General features: G+C 67.0%; 18 protein-coding genes. 11 read left to right on the top strand and 7 right to left on the bottom strand.

Translation table 11 applies throughout. The features are described 5' to 3' along the window. Positions 1-28: 28 nt before the first annotated feature. The 4 genes from G3545_RS10040 (at position 29) to G3545_RS10025 (ending at position 4,608) form a co-directional block, all read left to right on the top strand. Complete coding sequence (locus G3545_RS10040; protein ID WP_170012130.1) at positions 29-1,006, top strand: tripartite tricarboxylate transporter substrate binding protein; 978 nt, start codon at positions 29-31, stop codon at positions 1,004-1,006. 225 nt (positions 1,007-1,231) lie between these two features. Further along, positions 1,232-1,708, top strand: a complete 477-nt coding sequence (locus tag G3545_RS10035; protein WP_170012128.1) for a tripartite tricarboxylate transporter TctB family protein — start codon at positions 1,232-1,234, stop codon at positions 1,706-1,708. 3 nt (positions 1,709-1,711) lie between these two features. Beyond that, positions 1,712-3,211, top strand: a complete 1,500-nt coding sequence (locus tag G3545_RS10030; protein WP_170012126.1) for a tripartite tricarboxylate transporter permease — start codon at positions 1,712-1,714, stop codon at positions 3,209-3,211. A 104-nt stretch (positions 3,212-3,315) separates the two neighbouring features. Then, positions 3,316-4,608 carry an Hsp70 family protein gene (locus G3545_RS10025; protein ID WP_170012124.1) on the top strand — a complete coding sequence of 431 codons (1,293 nt, stop codon included), beginning with the start codon at positions 3,316-3,318 and terminating at the stop codon, positions 4,606-4,608. Positions 4,609-4,794: 186 nt separating this feature from the next. Here G3545_RS10025 and G3545_RS10020 read toward each other — a convergent pair whose 3' ends face one another. The 3 genes from G3545_RS10020 to G3545_RS10010 all read right to left on the bottom strand — a co-directional run bounded on the left by G3545_RS10020 (position 4,795) and on the right by G3545_RS10010 (position 8,220). Beyond that, positions 4,795-5,340, bottom strand: coding sequence for a DUF1254 domain-containing protein (locus G3545_RS10020; protein ID WP_246702763.1), 546 nt, complete (start codon positions 5,338-5,340; stop codon positions 4,795-4,797). Continuing rightward, positions 5,337-5,912 (bottom strand): DUF1214 domain-containing protein, encoded by a 576-nt coding sequence (locus G3545_RS10015; protein ID WP_170012122.1) that lies wholly within the window; start codon positions 5,910-5,912, stop codon positions 5,337-5,339. Before G3545_RS10015 ends, G3545_RS10020 begins: the two co-directional genes overlap by 4 nt. Positions 5,913-5,973: 61 nt before the next feature. Further along, positions 5,974-8,220 carry a PBP1A family penicillin-binding protein gene (locus G3545_RS10010; protein ID WP_246702762.1) on the bottom strand — a complete coding sequence of 749 codons (2,247 nt, stop codon included), beginning with the start codon at positions 8,218-8,220 and terminating at the stop codon, positions 5,974-5,976. 110 nt (positions 8,221-8,330) lie between these two features. Between G3545_RS10010 and G3545_RS10005 the strand changes: the two genes are divergently transcribed. Then, positions 8,331-8,849: a YcgN family cysteine cluster protein gene (locus G3545_RS10005; protein WP_170012120.1), complete on the top strand. Its 519-nt coding sequence runs from the start codon at positions 8,331-8,333 to the stop codon at positions 8,847-8,849. Positions 8,850-8,979: 130 nt separating this feature from the next. Here G3545_RS10005 and G3545_RS10000 read toward each other — a convergent pair whose 3' ends face one another. Beyond that, on the bottom strand, positions 8,980-10,116 hold the full coding sequence (locus tag G3545_RS10000; RefSeq protein WP_170012118.1) for an alpha-hydroxy acid oxidase: 1,137 nt from the start codon (positions 10,114-10,116) through the stop codon (positions 8,980-8,982). 116 nt (positions 10,117-10,232) lie between these two features. Here G3545_RS10000 and G3545_RS09995 point away from each other — a divergent pair, with 116 nt between their 5' ends. Continuing rightward, positions 10,233-10,997, top strand: a complete 765-nt coding sequence (locus G3545_RS09995) for an FCD domain-containing protein (protein WP_170012116.1) — start codon at positions 10,233-10,235, stop codon at positions 10,995-10,997. 185 nt (positions 10,998-11,182) lie between these two features. Further along, the gene (locus G3545_RS09990; protein ID WP_170012114.1) at positions 11,183-11,572 is read left to right on the top strand and encodes a c-type cytochrome; all 390 of its coding nucleotides are present in this window, start codon (positions 11,183-11,185) and stop codon (positions 11,570-11,572) included. Positions 11,573-11,638: 66 nt separating this feature from the next. Here G3545_RS09990 and dcd read toward each other — a convergent pair whose 3' ends face one another. Continuing rightward, positions 11,639-12,196 (bottom strand): dCTP deaminase, encoded by a 558-nt coding sequence (dcd, locus tag G3545_RS09985; RefSeq protein ID WP_170012112.1) that lies wholly within the window; start codon positions 12,194-12,196, stop codon positions 11,639-11,641. A gap of 198 nt (positions 12,197-12,394) precedes the next feature. On the opposite strand from dcd, the gene G3545_RS09980 reads away from it, so the two are divergent. The 4 genes from G3545_RS09980 (at position 12,395) to G3545_RS09965 (ending at position 14,519) form a co-directional block, all read left to right on the top strand. Further along, on the top strand, positions 12,395-12,985 hold the full coding sequence (locus G3545_RS09980; RefSeq protein ID WP_170012110.1) for an NAD(P)H-dependent oxidoreductase: 591 nt from the start codon (positions 12,395-12,397) through the stop codon (positions 12,983-12,985). Beyond that, positions 12,960-13,628, top strand: coding sequence for a TetR/AcrR family transcriptional regulator (locus G3545_RS09975; RefSeq protein WP_170012108.1), 669 nt, complete (start codon positions 12,960-12,962; stop codon positions 13,626-13,628). The genes G3545_RS09980 and G3545_RS09975 overlap by 26 nt, the downstream gene beginning before the upstream one ends. Before the next feature lie 249 nt (positions 13,629-13,877). Further along, a complete protein-coding gene (locus tag G3545_RS09970) occupies positions 13,878-14,228 on the top strand; it encodes a hypothetical protein (RefSeq protein WP_170012106.1) in 351 nt (116 codons plus the stop codon). Between the two features lie 6 nt (positions 14,229-14,234). Next, positions 14,235-14,519, top strand: coding sequence for a hypothetical protein (locus tag G3545_RS09965; protein WP_170012104.1), 285 nt, complete (start codon positions 14,235-14,237; stop codon positions 14,517-14,519). Positions 14,520-14,541: 22 nt separating this feature from the next. On the opposite strand, the gene G3545_RS09960 is transcribed toward G3545_RS09965, so the two are convergent. Both G3545_RS09960 and G3545_RS09955 read right to left on the bottom strand, forming a co-directional pair. Beyond that, complete coding sequence (locus tag G3545_RS09960; RefSeq protein WP_170012102.1) at positions 14,542-15,018, bottom strand: hypothetical protein; 477 nt, start codon at positions 15,016-15,018, stop codon at positions 14,542-14,544. Between the two features lie 188 nt (positions 15,019-15,206). Beyond that, positions 15,207-15,929 carry a trypsin-like serine protease gene (locus tag G3545_RS09955; RefSeq protein ID WP_170012100.1) on the bottom strand — a complete coding sequence of 241 codons (723 nt, stop codon included), beginning with the start codon at positions 15,927-15,929 and terminating at the stop codon, positions 15,207-15,209. Between the last annotated feature and the right edge of the window lie 507 nt (positions 15,930-16,436).

Genomic DNA, 16,436 nt, shown 5'->3' with positions numbered 1-16,436 from the left:
AGACATAATAATTGAGGGAGGACACCCAATGAACAGACGCCATTTTCTAGGCTGCACAGCCTTGCTTGCGCTCAGCACCGTCACGCCGGCTTTTGCTGGCGAATTCGTGCCGACCCGTCCGCTCGAACTCGTCGTCCATGGCGGACCGGGCTCGGGCAATGACCTGCTGGCCCGCGCGCTCGTCGCCATGATCGACCAGGCGAAGCTGTCGCCGGTGCGCATCCAGGTGGTGAACAAGCCGGGCGGCGGCAGCACCAACGCCTCGTCCTATCTGATGAGCAAGAAGGGCGACAACAATACGATCGGCATCTTCACCAGCGTGTGGATCATCGATCCGCTGCTGCAGCAGGAAGCCACCACCCGGCTCAACGACCTCACCCCGCTGGCCCGGCTGATCTTCGAACCGGCGCTGGTCACGGTGCGCGCGGATTCGCCCTTCAACTCGCTGGGCGACTTCATCGCGGCCGCAAAGGCGAAGCCCGACCAGCTCAAGCAGTCCGGCGGCAACGCCTCCTCGCGCGAGAACATCCTGCGCCAGCAATTGATGGGCGCCACCAAGACCAGCTGGGCTTATGTCTCGTTCCCCTCGGGCGGCGAGCGCCTGTCCGCGCTGCTCGGCGGCCATGTCGACATCATGATCCTCGATCCCAGCGAGGCGACCGAGCTGATCCGCGGCGGCAAGATCCGCGTGCTGGCGCAGATCGCCGACCAGCGCCTGCCGGCCTACAAGGACGTGCCGACACTGTCGGAGGCCGGCTTCAATGTCGCCACCTTCGCCCAGACCCGCGGCATCCTCGGCCCGCCCGACATGGCTCCCGAGGTGATCGCCTATTACGACAAGCTGGTGGCCAAGCTCACGGCGCTGCCGGCCTGGGACAAGTATGTCGAGGAAAACCACTTCATCAGCGCCCCGATCAGCTCGGCGGAGACCCGCAAGTTCGTGGTCGACTACGAGAGCCAGATCCGGGACCTCCTGAAGGAAGCCGGGCTGAAGGTGGTGCGGTAGGCGCCTGCCTGGGGGTGGGGATCGGGCCTCGGGGGTGGACATCCTTCGAGGCCGGCCTTCGGCCGGCACCTCAGGATGAGGTCGCTTTTTTACAACCTCATCCTGAGGTGCGAGCGCTGCGAGCCTCGAAGGATGCTCAAGCCGAGCACCGCAGCAATATCGCCGATCCGCCGGGAAAGCAGGATCGGCTCCATTCAATGAGCTGAATATAGCGGGGAGCACTTCATGCTCAGATACGCACGCGATCCGAACATCATATTCGGAACCGGCCTATCGTTACTCGGCATCTACATCGTCCATCAATCGCTGGGCTGGACCGTCTATGAACGCGACGGGCCGGGGCCGGGCTTCTTCCCGCTGATCTATGGCGGGGTGATGCTGTTGTTCGCGCTGTGGCTCACGCTGCAGGCAATCCGCGCCGGCGGCGTCGGCAAGCCGCTGCCGCAGGACGAGCCCAACGAAGGCGGCCGCCTCGAGGCGTTCTCCACCTGGGCCGCGCTCGCGGTGAGCGTGCCGCTGATGTGGGCCTTCGGCTTCATCATCGGCTTCGGCGCCGTGCTGTTCTTCATCATCCGCGTGGTCTTCAACCGCCCGACGCTGGGCGCGGCGATCACTGCGGCCTCCATCGTGGCGGTGCTCTATCTCGGCTTCTCCGAGCTCCTGGAATCGCCGTTGCCCACCAGCGCCATCTGGGGATTCTGACCAATGGAAGCTCTGAACGGACTGATGCATGGCTTCGGCATCGCCATGCTGCCGGCGAACATCTTCTGGTGTTTCGTCGGCTGTTTCCTCGGCACGGTGATCGGCATCCTGCCCGGCCTCGGCCCGGCGGCGACCATCTCGCTGCTGCTGCCGCTCACCTACACCATGGACCCGACCGGCGGCATCATCATGCTTGCCGGCATCTATTACGGGGCGAAATACGGCGGCTCCACCACCTCGATCCTGCTCAACATGCCGGGTGAAGCCTCCTCGGTGGTGAGCTGCATCGACGGCTACCAGATGGCTCGCAACGGGCGGGCAGGGGCGGCGCTCGGCATTGCCGCCATCGCCTCCTTCGTCGCCGGCACCGTCGGCCTGCTGCTGATGACCTTCGTCGCCCCGCCGATCGCGAACTTCGCGCTCAGCTTCTCCTCGCCGGAATATTTCGCGCTGATGGTGATGGGCCTGTCGCTGGTGGTGCTGCTGTCCGGCAAGTCGATGATCAAGTCGGTGCTGTCGCTGGTGTTCGGCCTGTGGCTCGCCACCGTCGGCACCGATCTCTTCACCGCGCAGTCCCGCTTCATCTTCGGCAGGAGCGAACTGCTCGGCGGCATCGAGTTCATGACGGTGGCCATCGGCATCTTCGCCATCGCGGAGATCCTGCTCAACATCGAGAGCAAGGAGAAGAGCGAGCTGCTCACCGTGCCGAAGGGGCTGCGCAACCTGCTGCCGTCCTGGGAGGAGCTGAAGGCCTGCCGCTTCGCCTTCTTCAACGGCTCGATAACCGGCTTCATCATCGGCCTGCTGCCCGGCGCCGGGGCGACGGTCGCCTCCTTCGTGTCCTACGGCATCGAGAAGGCGGTCTCCAAGCATCCCGAGCGCTTCGGCCAGGGCGCGCCGGAAGGCCTCGCCGCACCGGAGGGCGCCAATAATGCCGACACCGGCGGCGCGCTGCTGCCGCTGCTGACCTTCGGCATCCCCAGCGGCTCGTCCACCGCGGTGCTGCTCTCGGCGCTGATCCTGTGGGGGGTGAAGCCGGGCCCACTGATGATGACGGAATCTCCCGACGTGTTCTGGGGCCTCGTCGCCAGCCTCTATATCGGCAATGTCGTGCTGCTGGTCATGAACCTGCCGCTGGTCGGCGTGTTCGCGCAGATCCTGCGGGTGCCGATCTACATACTGCACCCGGCCATTCTCGGCATTGCGGTCGCAGGTGCCTATGGCGCGTCGGGCAATCTGTTCGACATCGTGCTGCTGCTGCTGTTCGGCCTGATCGGCTTCATCATGCCGAAGGGCGCCTTCCCGACAGCGCCGCTGATCCTCGGCTTCGTGCTGGGCCAGCCGATGGAGCGGGCGATACGCCAGTCGCTGGCGATGTCGGTGGGCGATCCGATCATCCTGGTCGACCGTCCGATCTCGGCGGTGCTCTTGGTGATCGCCGCGCTGATCCTGATGTCGCCGCTGTGGCGGCGGTTCCGGACGGTGCGCGCCGCGGTGGCATGAGCGGGCGACCATCTCACCGCTCCTCCCTGTGGAGCGACTGGCGGAACGGCGGCTTGCCCGCCGTTCCGCCTCTTTGTTGAAACGCAACGTGCAGAGAGATCCACATGACGGCGTGCGGACTGGACTTCGGAACCTCGAACACCACGCTTGGCGTGCCGCGCGATGATGGCGCGGTGCTGTGCGACCTGGAGGATGGCGAGAGCACGCTGCCGAGCGCCATCTTCTTCGATCGCTTCGGCGCCCGCCGGCTCGGCCGCGCCGCCATCGAGGCCTATGTCGAGGGCGTCGACGGCCGGCTGATGAGCGGCCTCAAATCCGTGCTCGGCAGCTCGCTGCTCGACGAGAAGACGCAGATCGGCACCCGCCGCGTCGCCTTCCGCCATGTCATCGCCTCTTATATCCAGGGCGTGAAGCAGCAGGCCGAAGGCGGGCTCGGCCATGAGCTGACCGCCGTGGTGCATGGCCGCCCGGTGCATTTCGTGGATGGCGATCCGCGTGCCGACCGCCGCGCCGAGGACGCGCTGCGCACTATCGCCCGCGAGATCGGCTTCAGCGAGGTCTGCTTCCAGTTCGAGCCGATCGCCGCCGCGCTCGATTACGAGCAGCACATCGCGTCCGAGCAGATCGCGCTGATCGCCGACATCGGCGGCGGCACCTCGGATTTCTCCATCGTGCGCATCAGCCCGGAGCGGCGGCTGATGGTGGAGCGCGGCGACGACATCCTCGCCAATGACGGCGTGCATATTGGCGGCACCGATTTCGACCGGGTGCTGACGCTGCGCTCGGTGACGCCGCTGCTCGGCCACAACACGCCGATGAAGCGCGCCGGGCTCTATGTGCCGTCGAGCTATTTCCACGACATCTCCACCTGGCATCGCATCAACCGGCTGTACGATCCCAAGGTACTGACCGAGGTGCGCCAGGTGCGCCGCGACGCTGCCCGACCGGAGTTGATCGACCGGCTGATCCGCGCCATCGAGGAACGGCGCGGCCACGCACTGGTCGGCGCGGTGGAAAAGGCGAAGATCCGCCTCGCTTCCCAGCCGCATACCGCGATCCCGCTCGACTGGATCGGCGAGGGCATCGCGGTCGAACTGAGCCAGGCCGACCTTGCCGAGCGCACCGCGGCGCTGGCGAGCCGGATCAGCGCGCGCGTCGCCACTTGCCTGAAGCTGGCGGGGCTCAAGGCCGACGATATCGAGGCGCTGTTCCTGACCGGCGGCTCGACCCGCCTCGCCCATGTGCGCCGCGCCATCATCGCCGAACTGCCCCATGCCCGGGTGATCGAGGGCGACACCTTCGGCTCGGTCGGCGTCGGCCTGTCGATCGAGGCGGGGCGGCGGTTCGGGCCGGGAAGGGATGAGGTGGCGATGATGCGCAGGAGTGCGGGGGGCTGATCGGGCAGGCATATCCCCAATGGCCGTCATCCCGGCCGCAGCGAAGCGGAGAGCCGGGTTCGCAAGAAGGTGTTGCTCGGCACCTTCCTGCAATCCCGGATCGGCCTGCGGCCGTCGGGGATGAAGCTGATGTGGAGGAAGGAAGAACCGCTTCGCTTCGGCAGGGATGACCACGGGTGGGAAGAGTTACGACGCTGCCCCGCAGGTTGCGGCATCCATGCGGCGCTTCACCTCGTCGCGGGCGCCGCGCTCGCGGGAGAGCGCGCGCATCAGCACGATGCCCTCATTCTCCGGCGCCACTACGATCAGCCGGTCGGCGGCGGTGACTTCCTCGTCGTCCGGCAGCGCCGCCTTCTGCTTGGCGTTCATCAGATCGAGCTCGATCACCCGGCGGCCGGCCGAGCGGTCATTGATGGCGTAGAAGGCCAGGCCGCGCTTGGTATAGAACGACACCGAGGTGTAGTCGCCGCTGGTCGGCACCCTGAGCCGCAGCGGGCCCTCGCCGAGATCATACAGGCAGATGGCGGTGACGAAGGCCGGGTCGGTCGCCGGCAGCACCGCGCCGAACGGCGTCGGGTCGTCCATCTGCGCCACCGTATTGGTGCTGCCGATCACCGAGAGCCGCGAATAGGCGTCGCGCTCGGCGAAGTTCGGCATGATCAGCACGCTGACCAAGTGCACGATGCCCGCCAGCACCAGCCCGACCGCGATGGGAAGCGCCAGCCTCTTCACGGGCAGCTCTCCGTCACCAGAGCCGGCATTTGCGGCGCGTCGCTGGTGCGTGTGGCGATGCCGACCGGGGCATCGTAGACCCGCAGCGTCAGCACCACGCGGTCGCGCGCGCCGGTCGGCAGCCAGTTGCCGGACCGTGCCCGCGGCCCGAGCGCGATGTCCACCGTACCGTCGCCGTTCCACACCGCTTCCGCGCTGGTGAAGCCGAAGCGGTTGGCGGCATTGTCGATCAGCCGGCCGCGGGAATCCGTCAGCGTCAGCGTCCAGAACCGGGCCTGCGGCAGCTTGCCGGAGAGGCGGATGTCGCAGCGCCCGTCGAGCGCATTGCCGCCATCGTCGGTGTTGGCGATGAAGGCGAGGCCGTCGGCCTGCTCCAGCGGCAATTCGCCGGCGCGGGCCAGCGAGGCGCGGGCATAGGGATCGGCGTCCTCGGTGCCGGATTTCGGCCAGGCATGCCAAGGCCCGGCTTCCACCGCGCCGAGCCCATAGCCGCTCACCGTGGCGAACCAGGTCAGGCCGAGCCCGACGGTGCCGCCAATGGCGAGGGTGGTGAGGAAGGAAAAGGCGCGCACGGCTGCGAAGCGATCCGAATTCTATTGGCGGCACCATGCATGATGGCGCGGCGGTGAATCGTCAATTGCCTGTCGGCATATTGCTGGGCTCGACGGCGGCGGTGGGGCGCGGGCGCACCGGAGGCTGCTCCAGCGAGGCGTCGCGCAGCAGCTTCTCGATGCGCAGCAGCCGGTTGGCCGCGACCGGTGACAGCGTCACCGGGCGCATCACCCCGCCTTCGATCTCCAGCGGCGTGGCCTGCGCCACCGCGCCGTCGAGCTTGGGCACCGGCAGGCCTTCCAGCGAGGGCGGCGGCTTCAGTTCGATGCCCTGGTGGGCGAAGGCCATCACCTTCTGCCAGGTCATGGCCGGCAGCGTGCCGCCGGTCATCTTGCGGGTCGGCGCGTAGTCGTCATTGCCGAACCAGATGGCGCCGACATAATTGCCGGTGTAGCCGACGAACCAGGCGTCGCGATAGGCATTGGTGGTGCCGGTCTTGCCGGCCACTTTCACGCCCGGCAGCATGGCACGCCGGCCGGTGCCGTTCTCCACCACGCTGTTCATCATCGGCACGATCTCGGCGATGACGTTCTCCGGGATCACGCGGTGCGGCTTCGGCCCGTTGCGGGCGAAGCTCCACACCGGCTCGCCGGCCGGGGTGCGCATCTCGATGACGGCATGGGCATCGACCGACATGCCGTTATTGGCGAACACGCCATAGCCGGTGGCCTGGTCCAGCACCGTCACCTCGGCGGCGCCGAGCGGGAGCGCGCGGGTGATCTTGAGCTCGCTCTTCACGCCCATGGCGTGGGCGAGATCGACGATGCGCCCGCGCCCGATCGCCTCCGCCAGCTTCACCGCGACGGTGTTGAGCGAGCGCGTCAGCGCGGTGATCAGCGGGATGCGGCCGGCATAGGAGCGGCCGTAATTCTGCGGGCACCAGTTGCCGATGCAGATCGGCCCGTCCACCACGATGGTCTTCGGGGTGAACTTACCGGTCATCAGGGCGGCGGTGTAGACATAGGGCTTGAAGGACGAGCCCGGCTGGCGCAGCGCGTCGGTGGCGCGATTGAACTGGCTCTCGCCATAATCGATGCCGCCGACCATGGCGCGCACCGCGCCGTTCGGCTCCATCACCACCATGGCCGACTGCTTCGCCCCGTAATCCTTGCCGAACTGGCGGATGGCGTCGCGGATCGCGGTGTCCGCCGCCTTCTGGATGTTGGGATCGAGACCGGTGCGCACGACGAAGGAGCGCTCGGCATAGCTCTTCGGCAGCGTGTCGACGATCGCCTTCACCTGGTCGAAGGCGAAGTCGAGGTAATATTCCGGCACGTCGTCGAGCTTGCGGTCGACCGGGGTCGCCGGGTTGCGGCGGGCGCCGAACACCTGGCCCTCGGTCATGAAGCCGGCATCGACCAGATTGTCGAGCACCACGCTGGCGCGCCCGCGCGCCGCCGGGAGATTGACGTGGGGCGCGAATTTCGAGGGCGCCTTGAACAGGCCGGCCAGCATCGCCGCTTCCGCGAGGTTCACGTCGCGCGCCGACTTGCCGAAATAATACTGCGCCGCCGCGTCCACGCCGAACGAGCCGCCGCCCATATAGGCGCGGTCGAGATAGAGCTTGAGGATCTGGTTCTTGGTGAGGTGGAACTCGAGCCAGAGCGCCAGGAAGGCTTCCTTGATCTTGCGCTCGATGGTGCGCTCGTTCGACAGGAACAGGTTCTTGGCAAGCTGCTGGGTGATGGAGGAGCCGCCCTGCACCACGCCGCCGGCCCGCGCATTCGACAGCACGGCGCGGAAGGTGCCGGCGACGTCGATGCCGAAATGCTCGTAGAACCGCCGGTCCTCGGTGGCGAGCACCGCCTTGATCAGGTGATCGGGGAATTCCTCCAGCGGCACGGTGTCGTTGTGGCGGATGCCGCGCTCGCCGATGACATTGCCGTAGCGATCCTGGAACACCACCGAGAGCTCGGCGCGCTTCAGCCAGTCGTCCGAAGTCTCCTGGAAGGCAGGGATGGCGAGCGCCAGCATCAGCACCGCGCCGACCGCGCCCCAGGTCATGCCCTCGGACGCGATCTCGACGCCCCAGCGCGCCGGGCCCTGCAGGTTGAAGCGCTCGGTGAAGGCAACGAAACCGTCCCACGCCTTTCGCGTGCCGGTGAGGAACGAATAGATCGACGAATCGATCCAGGAATCGAGCGCCAGCAGCCCATTCTTGAGCTTCTGGTTGCCTGGATTCTGGTCGTCTGGCGGCGTGGCAGGCGCGTTGCCGCTATCGGGCGCGGTAGCGCCTTCCGGCATATCGGTTTTCTGCGTCTCGTCCACGCCTGCATCTCCCGAGGAGCGTCGTCGATCTTATACCGGAGCACCCGCGCCCACGCGAGTGTGACGCATTAAGCTCGCAAACTGGTGAGTGCCGGACTATTTAGGCGCAAATGAGCACCGAAGCGCCGTTCTGGAAAACCAAATCGCTGGAGCAGATGGATTCCGCGGAATGGGAGAGCCTGTGCGACGGCTGCGGGCGCTGCTGCCTCGTCAAGCTGGAGGACGAGGATTCCGGCCAGATCGCCTATACCGACATCGGCTGCAAGCTGCTCGACGATTTCGGCTGCCGCTGCCGCGACTATCCCAACAGGCAGGCGCAGGTGCCGGATTGCGTGCGGCTGACCCCGGAGGCGGTGCGCTCGCTCGGCTGGCTGCCGCCGTCCTGTGGCTACCGCCTGGTGGCGGAAGGGCGCGACCTCTATTGGTGGCACCCGCTGGTCTCCGGCGACCCGGAAAGCGTGCATGCCGCCGGCGTCTCGGTGCGCAAGCGGGTGGCGGCGCTGGAGGATGAATTGCCGCTCGGCGATTATCTCGACCATCTGGTGCGCTGGCCGACGCGTTTGCCGAAGGGGGCGGCGCGGGGAACCGGCGCGGCGCGGGGGACGGGGCGCAAGGCGGCGAAGGTTTAGGCGCCGTTCTGCTTCAACATCCTTCGAGGCCCGGCGTTGCCGGGCACCTCAGGATAAGGTTGCTCTTATAGAACGACCTCATCCTGAGGTGCCGCGAAGCGGCCTCGAAGGATGCTCACGCCGAGCACCCTCAAAACCCCAGCACGCTCCGATCCACCGCCCGCACATCCTTCGTGCCGGTGAGCGCCATCGAGACGTCGAGCTCTTTCGCGATGATCTCGATCGCCTTGCTGACCCCGGCCTCGCCGCCGGCGGCGAGGCCATAGAGGAAGGCCTTGCCCATCAGGCAGCCCTTGGCGCCATGCGCCAGCGCTTTGAGGATGTCCTGGCCGGATTGCACGCCGCTGTCGAACAGCACCTCGGTCTTGTCGCCCACCGCCTCGACCACCCTGGGCAGCGCCGAGATGGTGGAGCGCGCGCCGTCGAGCTGGCGCCCGCCATGGTTCGACACCACGATGGCATCGGCGCCGCTGGCGGCGGCAATCTTCGCGTCCTCGACATCGAGCACGCCCTTGAGGATCAGCTTGCCCGGCCACAGCGAGCGCACCCATTCGACATCCTGCCACGACAGCGACGGGTCGAACTGGCCGGCGATCCATTGCGACAGTGTGGTCAGGCTGTCGGCGCCGGGCACCCGCTCCTGCAGATTGCCGAAGGAATGGCGCTTGCCCATCAGCACCTTCAGTGCCCAGCCCGGCTTGGTGGCGATGTCGAGCGCATTGGCGACGGTGAGCTTCGGCGGCACCGCGAGGCCGTTCTTGATGTCGCGATGGCGCTGGCCCTGGATCTGCAGATCCAGCGTCAGCACCAGCGCCGAGCATTTCGCCGCCTTGGCGCGCTCGATCAGCGAGGCCGAGAAGGCGCGATCGCGCATCACATAGAGCTGGAACCAGAACGGCTTGTCGACCGCACCGGCGACATCCTCGATCGAGCAGATCGACATGGTGGAGAGCGTGAACGGGATGCCCGCCTTGTGCGCCGCGCGGCAGCCATGGATCTCGCCATCGCCATGGAACAGGCCGGTGAGGCCGGTCGGCGCGATGGCGAGCGGCAGGCTCACGGGCTCGCCCAGCATGGTGGTGGCGAGCGAGCGCTGCGAGACGTCGATCATCACCCGCTGGCGCAGCGGGATGGCGGCGAGGTCCGCCCGGTTGGCGCGCAACGTCGCCTCGTCATAGGAGCCGCGATCGGCATAATCGAAGATCGCCCGCGGCACCCGCCGCTTCGCGATGGCGCGCAGGTCCTGGATATTGGTGACGACGGTCATCAGCGCGGCCTCGCGGCGGGGAGGGTGGTTACAGCAAGGTCATCTTGGTAAAATTCCTTTACCACGGATGTCAATCAATGGAATCCTCACCCTTGGTAGGAGAGGGAGATGACGCGATGATCGAGCCGCTGCGCACGCAGAAGCTTGCCGAGACCATCGCCGCGCACATTGAGCGCCTGATCCTGGAGGGCGTGGTGCGGCCGGGCGAGCGCCTCGCCAGCGAGCGCGAGCTTGCCGCCAAGCTCGATGTCTCCCGCCCCTCGCTGCGCGATGCGCTCGGCATGCTGGAGGCGCGCGGCCTGCTGGTGACGACGCGTGACGGCACCCGCGTCGCCGATTTCCTCAAACCCCTGACCGAGCCGCTGGTCGGGCTGCTGCAATCCAACGATCAGGTGACGACGGATTATTTCGAGTATCGCGAGGCGGTGGAGAGCCGCGCCGCCGGCCTCGCCGCGGTGCGCGCCGCCGATCCCGAGCGGCAGGCAATCCGCGACTGCCTTGCCGCCATGGAGCAGGCCCACGGCCTCGACGACGTCAATCACGAGGCCGAGACCGACATCGAACTGCACCGGCTGATCTATGAGGGCTCGCACAACCTCGTCATCCTGCACGTCATGCGGGCCTTCTCGGAGATGCTGCGGCGGGACATTTTCTTCAGCCGCATCAAGCTGTTCAGCCGTCCGGCGTTCCGCGAGGCGCTGCTCGTGCAGCACAAGGCGATCGGCGAGGCGGTGATCGCGGGCGACGCGCCCGGCGCCGAACTGGCGAGCCGGGCGCACCTGCATTTCATCGGTGACAAGGTGGAGGAGTTCCGCCGCAGCGAGGCGCGCACCGATGTCGCCGAGCGGCGGCTCGGGCGTTCGGCGCTGGTGGGGGAGTGAGGGCGCGATTTGCGTGGGCATCCTTCGAGGCTCGCTGACGCTCGCACCTCAGGATGGGGTTCGTATTTTAAGCACCACCTCATCCTGAGGTGCCGCGAAGCGGCCTCGAAGGATGTTGAAGCAGCGGAACCCACGCCGCATCCCAGGCATTGCTCCCCTGAGGGAACATCCGGGAGCGCCGAAACATGCCGCATGCCAGACGACGCCAATTCATCCTCGCCGCCGCCATCCTGCTGCTGAGCGCATCGGAACTCGCCGCCCAGGCGGGCGATCCCGCCGCCGGCAAGATGGTGTTCAACAATGCCTGCCGCACCTGCCACACCTTGACCGCGGGCGATGCCCGGCTCGGTCCGGACCTCGACGGCATCATCGGTCGCGAGGCCGGCAAGGGGCAGGGCTATGCCTATTCCTCCTCCATGAAGGGTGCCGGCCTCCACTGGGACGAGGCGACGCTCGACCGCTTCATCGCCGATCCGCAGGCGGTGGTGCCGAACAACAACATGAAGCCGTTCACCGGCATCCACTCGCAGCAGGATCGCGCCAACCTGATCGCCTTCCTGAAGTCGGGCGGGTGACTATCCCATTTGCTCGTCATCCCGGATCGGCCTGCGGCCGTCCGGGATGACCTCGTGTGTGGAGGGCTACTCCGCCGCGCGCTGACCGGCGAACTGGCCGCGATAGGCGACCTCGGGGATGCCCAGCGTCTGCTCCAGTATCAGCTGGCACACCTTCATGCCGCTGCGCAGCCGGATCGGGCGCGGGCCGAGATTGATGATCTCGAGCTGGATGCGCCCGGTGGAGCCGGCATGGATGGTCGGCGCGGTGAGGTGGATGATCAGGCCGATGCGGGCGAGCGAACTCTTGCCTTCCACCCGCGCCGCGAGCCGCGTGGTCGGCTTCATGTCGACCCGCTCGCAGGTCCAGCCCAGCACCAGCCGCCCGGGATCGAGCACGAAGCCGTCGGCCCCGATCTCGATATCGCCGGCAATCGCCTGGATGGCGTCGCGGAAGCTGTAGCCGGGCCGTGCCGGATCGATCACCGGATCTTCGCCCGGCTCGGGATCGCGATAGAGCGTGAGCCGGGAGTCCAGCGTGAGGTCGACCCCGTTCGGCGCATAGGCGTCCACGGGGGGCGGTGGCTCGATGCTGAGCGCGCCTCCGGCAAGGGCGTCTCGAATGTCGCGGTCGGTCAGGATCACGGGTCGGCCGGCTCCTTTTCCTACAAGTTCATGATCGGTAACACGAACATGGGTACGGGGCGAGCGTGGCAAAAGGCGCGCCATTCCGGCGTCCTTGCAGAATTGCCGCAAGGGGATTGCGCCAACTCACATTGCCAATGGCGCCGTGCCCGATAGATTTGATACTACGCAGTATCAATTCCAGATCGCGAGCCCCCAATGTCCTCTTCCGACGTGTCTTCCGCCCGCCCGCGTTTGCTCGGCATTTCCGGCAGCCTGCGCGCCGGCGCCTTTACGACGGCGATCCTCGAAGGCCTGCGCGCGCCGCTGGCGGACAAGGCCGACTATGAGGTGTTCCGCCTCAATGACGTGCCGCTCTATGATGGCGACCTCGACACCCCGAACCCGCCGGCCGGCGTTGCCGCGCTGCGCGCCGCCATCGCCGCGGCGGACGGGCTGATCGTCGCCTCCCCGGAATATAATTACGGCATGTCCGGCGTGCTGAAGAACGCCATCGACTGGGCCTCGCGGCCCGGCGGCAGGGGCGCCATCAAGGGCAAGCCGGCGCTGATCGTCACCTCTTCGCCGGGCACCGCCGGCGGCGTGCGGGCCCAGTACCAGGTGCGCGAGGCGCTCTCCGGCGCCGGGGCGCGGCCGATCGTGCGCCCGCATGTCGCCATCGCCCAGGTCGGCGGGAAGATCGAGGACGGCAAGCTGACGGAGAAGGAAGCGCTCGATTTCACCGTCGCCGCGGTGGACGGGCTGATCGAGGAGATCCACATCCTTGCCCTCCACAAAGCCCGCGCCTGAAAAGACGCCGCCCGAGACGCACGAAAAGACCACGGCGCTCCGCCCGGAGCATCGTCGCACCGGGCGCGGCACGGCCAAGTGCGCCGAACTGCGCGCGGTGGCAGCCGAACTATTCCTGGCCCACGGCTATGACGGCGTGAGCCTCGACGAGATCGTGCGCGCCGCCGGCGGCTCCAAGACCAATGTCTATGCCTTCTATGGCGGCAAGGAAGGCCTGTTCCTCGCCGCCGTGGAGGCGCGCTGCCGGCGCCTGCAGGAACGCCTCGGCGCCCGCGACCTCGCCGGCCTCGGGCTGGAGCAGGGGCTGCGGGCGCTCGGCCGCGATCTGGTCGCGCTGCTGCTGGAGCCGGAGCATCTGGCGCTCTACCGCCTGGTGATCGGCGGCACCGCGCGTTTCCCCGGCTTGGGGGCAGTCTGGTACGAGAACGGCCCGCTGGCCTCGCGCGGCGTCATCGCGGCGTTTGTCGCCGGCCATGCGGGTGAACTGGCGCAGGGCACGCGGCCTGACGACATTGCCCGGGCGTTCCACGATGTGGCGGTGATGGACCTTTTGCACCGCGCGCTGCTCGGCGAGGACGTGGTGGGCGAGGCGCAGCGCGAGCGGGCGGTGGAGATGGCGGTGCGGCTGGTGCTGGGTAGCTGATGGGCCGTCCGCTACGTGAGCATCCTTCGAGGCTCGCTGCGCTCGCACCTCAGGATGACGTCGCGCTAAAGAACCGCCTCGTCCTGAGATACCGCGAAAGGCGGCCTCGAAGGATGCTCGATCCGGATGCCATCGAGATGAGGTTCCGCTTAAAACGAACCTCGCGCTCAGGTAAAGGAGTCAGTGAAGCGAGCGGATTGCGCACGCCGAACACGATGTTGCCAACTGTCGCATTGCGAGTGAATCAGCGTGGCTACCTACAAGGACATCGCCTTCCTGGAGAGGCCCTCGCGAGCCAAGCCAATGCTGGATTGTCAGCCGGGGGCAGTGACGCCTTGGTCCGGCATCTACCGGTGCATGGGTTGTGGTGCCGAAGTGGCTTCGATCGAGGGCCAGCCGCTGCCGGGCGAGGACGATCACCAGCACGCACCGGGCGATCCGGGCGAGGTTCGCTGGCGGATGATCGTTGCTGCCATCCAATACCTCACGAGGGGGACGCCGAGCGCGCAGGCCATACGGCGCTGGCAACGTCGCCAACGCATCGAAATGTTCATCGAACGCTGGATGCCCTTTCGACGCGATGGCCGGCCGAAGGGGTGATGGACAATGGCTAGCTATACAGACGACGAATTCCTGACGCCCAGTTCGTCGCCGCGGTTCGATAAGATTTATCGGGCTGGGGCGATCACGCGCTATTCGGGCATCTACCGGTGTCCGGTCTGCTCTACGGAAGTGGCGTCGATCAAGGGGCATCCATTGCCGGGTAAAGACGATCATCGGCACAATAATGCGATATTCGGCGCGCCCCGCTGGCAACTGATCGTCGGTACGGTCGAGGCCGAGGAGAAGACAACGTTGCTGTCGGTGCTGAGACGGCGCTTGGGACTTTGAAGGCCACTTCGTCAATGGCCGATCAACTCTCCAGAGCCCACACCCGTAAATCCGCCTGCGCAACCGGGCAGGTGTTGATCTCGATATGGAGCCACAGGAATTCGCTCCGCGCGAAAGGCGCCGTTCGTGCGTCGAGGATGCGCTCGTCATGAATGCCCGGCGCGCCGGGCGCGACGCCGGAATGGTCGAAGAAGGTGCGGTGAGCCACATGCTTCGGCCCGGCGACGTTCGCGCAGAACTCATCGAGCGCGGTGGATACCGTGTCGTCCGCGTGCATGCCCTCTGGCAGTCGCCAGTAGAGCGTCACCCGCGCATGCGGGCCGAGCTTCGGATAGGGCTCGGCACGCAGCCGGCTGCATTCGAAGCCGGCCTCTGCCGCAAAGGATTCGACGTGCGCCAGCGCCAGAGCGAGATCGGGCGTGTCGACATGAAGGGCGCCGACGGCGATGAGGCGGGCGCGCGGCATGGCGAAGGGCACCGGGCGAGGGAACGGCATCATAGTGCGACCGCCTTGCCAGGCGAGTGCGATTGACGCGGTCGTCATCCCGGCCGGAGGCGCAGCCGGAGAGCCGGGATCGTAGGAAGTCCTGCGCAACACCTTCTTGCGATCCCGGATCGGCCTGCGGCCGTCCGGGATGACGTTGGCGGGAAGGGAGTCCGGGATGACGATCGCGGAAAGGGAGAAGGCTACTGCACGCTCGCGCCCATCGCGCGGGCCGTCGCGTCGATCCAGGCGCGCTGCGGGCCGACCAGCGTTGCCCCGGTCACGCCGCCGCAGCCGCGCTTGCCGCCCGAGGCGGTCGACCAGCCGATGATGCCGACCACCACGCCGTCCGCCAGCACCGGGCCGCCGCTGTCGCCGGTGCAGCCGCCGGCGGCCTCGCCATTCGACAGGCGCACCATGATGCCGCCGGTGGTGCCGATGCTCGGCAGGCTTACGGTGCGCAGCGTGCCGGCGGATTTGCCGTCGCCGTCGCGGATCACGCCGAAACCGGCGATCAGGAATTGCGAGCGCTGCGGCGGCAGCGCGGGATCGGCGGAAAGGTCGGCCGGTCCGAAGCGATCGGGCAGCGGCTCGCCGAGCTTGATGAGGGCCAGGTCCGGTGTCGGCCGGCGGGTCTCGAACGAGTTCGGATCGAAGCGCGGATGCAGCACCACCCGCGTCGCCTTGAGAAGGCGCGGCCCGGCGGCCTCGAATACCACCGCGGCATAATCCGCCGCCGGCTGCACGCAATGCGCGGCGGTAAGCAGTACGTCGCGCGCCAATACCACCCCGGTGCAGGAGGCGCCCCGCGTCGAGACGATCAACGCCGCCTGGCCGGTGAGCGCGCCGCCCGCCGGCTGGCCGCCGACAATGGCAAGCGCCGGGCTGGCGAGCAGCAGCAGGGCAGCGGTGAGCAAAGCGCGCATGGGTTGGTTCTGAGCCAAGTTGTCCTGTGCCGAGTTCTGGCGGGGAGGGCGCGCGGCGTCAATGTGGGGGGCTCACCAGGCGCGGCTTTCCTCTCCCCGTGGGGGAGAGGTGCCCGCGAAGCGGGTCGGTGAGAGGGCACCTCTGGGAGCGAAGAAGACCCCTCACCCCAACCCTCTCCCCGACGGGGAGAGGGAGTTGCACCGTCTCCGGGTGAGTAACCTTACGGCTTAACTTCAGCAACGCCGGCTAAGCGATTCCCAACACGCGGGAATTTACGCTGCGTTAAAGTAGCTTATTAACGCTGCTTGAATCGATTTGTGAAGCTGGAAGCCGGCTTATTGAATCGGCTTCTCAATAGTGAGCCGAACCTGATTCAAATTATGAGGACGCTGACTCGAATTACGAGGGCGCTGAATCGAATAATGAGAAGGTAACGCGGTCAGGTTAATTAACCATTACCCAGTTCGTCACCCGTCAGTCACATAGCCGCCGCCGGACTCGCCGGC

Source organism: Starkeya sp. ORNL1, from assembly GCF_012971745.1.
Lineage (GTDB): Bacteria > Pseudomonadota > Alphaproteobacteria > Rhizobiales > Xanthobacteraceae > Ancylobacter.
The sequence above is the reverse complement of the archived record's forward strand: the minus strand, read 5'-3'. Positions and strand labels throughout refer to the sequence as shown.

What these genes read in the sequence shown, in the direction of transcription:
- G3545_RS10040 (WP_170012130.1), top strand. Translation starts at nt 29, where the DNA reads ATGAACAGACGCCATTTTCTAGGCTGCACAGCCTTGCTTGCGCTCAGC.
- G3545_RS10035 (WP_170012128.1), top strand. Translation starts at nt 1,232, where the DNA reads ATGCTCAGATACGCACGCGATCCGAACATCATATTCGGAACCGGCCTA.
- G3545_RS10030 (WP_170012126.1), top strand. Translation starts at nt 1,712, where the DNA reads ATGGAAGCTCTGAACGGACTGATGCATGGCTTCGGCATCGCCATGCTG.
- G3545_RS10025 (WP_170012124.1), top strand. Translation starts at nt 3,316, where the DNA reads ATGACGGCGTGCGGACTGGACTTCGGAACCTCGAACACCACGCTTGGC.
- G3545_RS10005 (WP_170012120.1), top strand. Translation starts at nt 8,331, where the DNA reads ATGAGCACCGAAGCGCCGTTCTGGAAAACCAAATCGCTGGAGCAGATG.
- G3545_RS10000 (WP_170012118.1), bottom strand. Translation starts at nt 10,116, where the DNA reads ATGACCGTCGTCACCAATATCCAGGACCTGCGCGCCATCGCGAAGCGG.
- G3545_RS09995 (WP_170012116.1), top strand. Translation starts at nt 10,233, where the DNA reads ATGATCGAGCCGCTGCGCACGCAGAAGCTTGCCGAGACCATCGCCGCG.
- G3545_RS09990 (WP_170012114.1), top strand. Translation starts at nt 11,183, where the DNA reads ATGCCGCATGCCAGACGACGCCAATTCATCCTCGCCGCCGCCATCCTG.
- G3545_RS09980 (WP_170012110.1), top strand. Translation starts at nt 12,395, where the DNA reads ATGTCCTCTTCCGACGTGTCTTCCGCCCGCCCGCGTTTGCTCGGCATT.
- G3545_RS09965 (WP_170012104.1), top strand. Translation starts at nt 14,235, where the DNA reads ATGGCTAGCTATACAGACGACGAATTCCTGACGCCCAGTTCGTCGCCG.
- G3545_RS09960 (WP_170012102.1), bottom strand. Translation starts at nt 15,018, where the DNA reads ATGATGCCGTTCCCTCGCCCGGTGCCCTTCGCCATGCCGCGCGCCCGC.
- G3545_RS09955 (WP_170012100.1), bottom strand. Translation starts at nt 15,929, where the DNA reads ATGCGCGCTTTGCTCACCGCTGCCCTGCTGCTGCTCGCCAGCCCGGCG.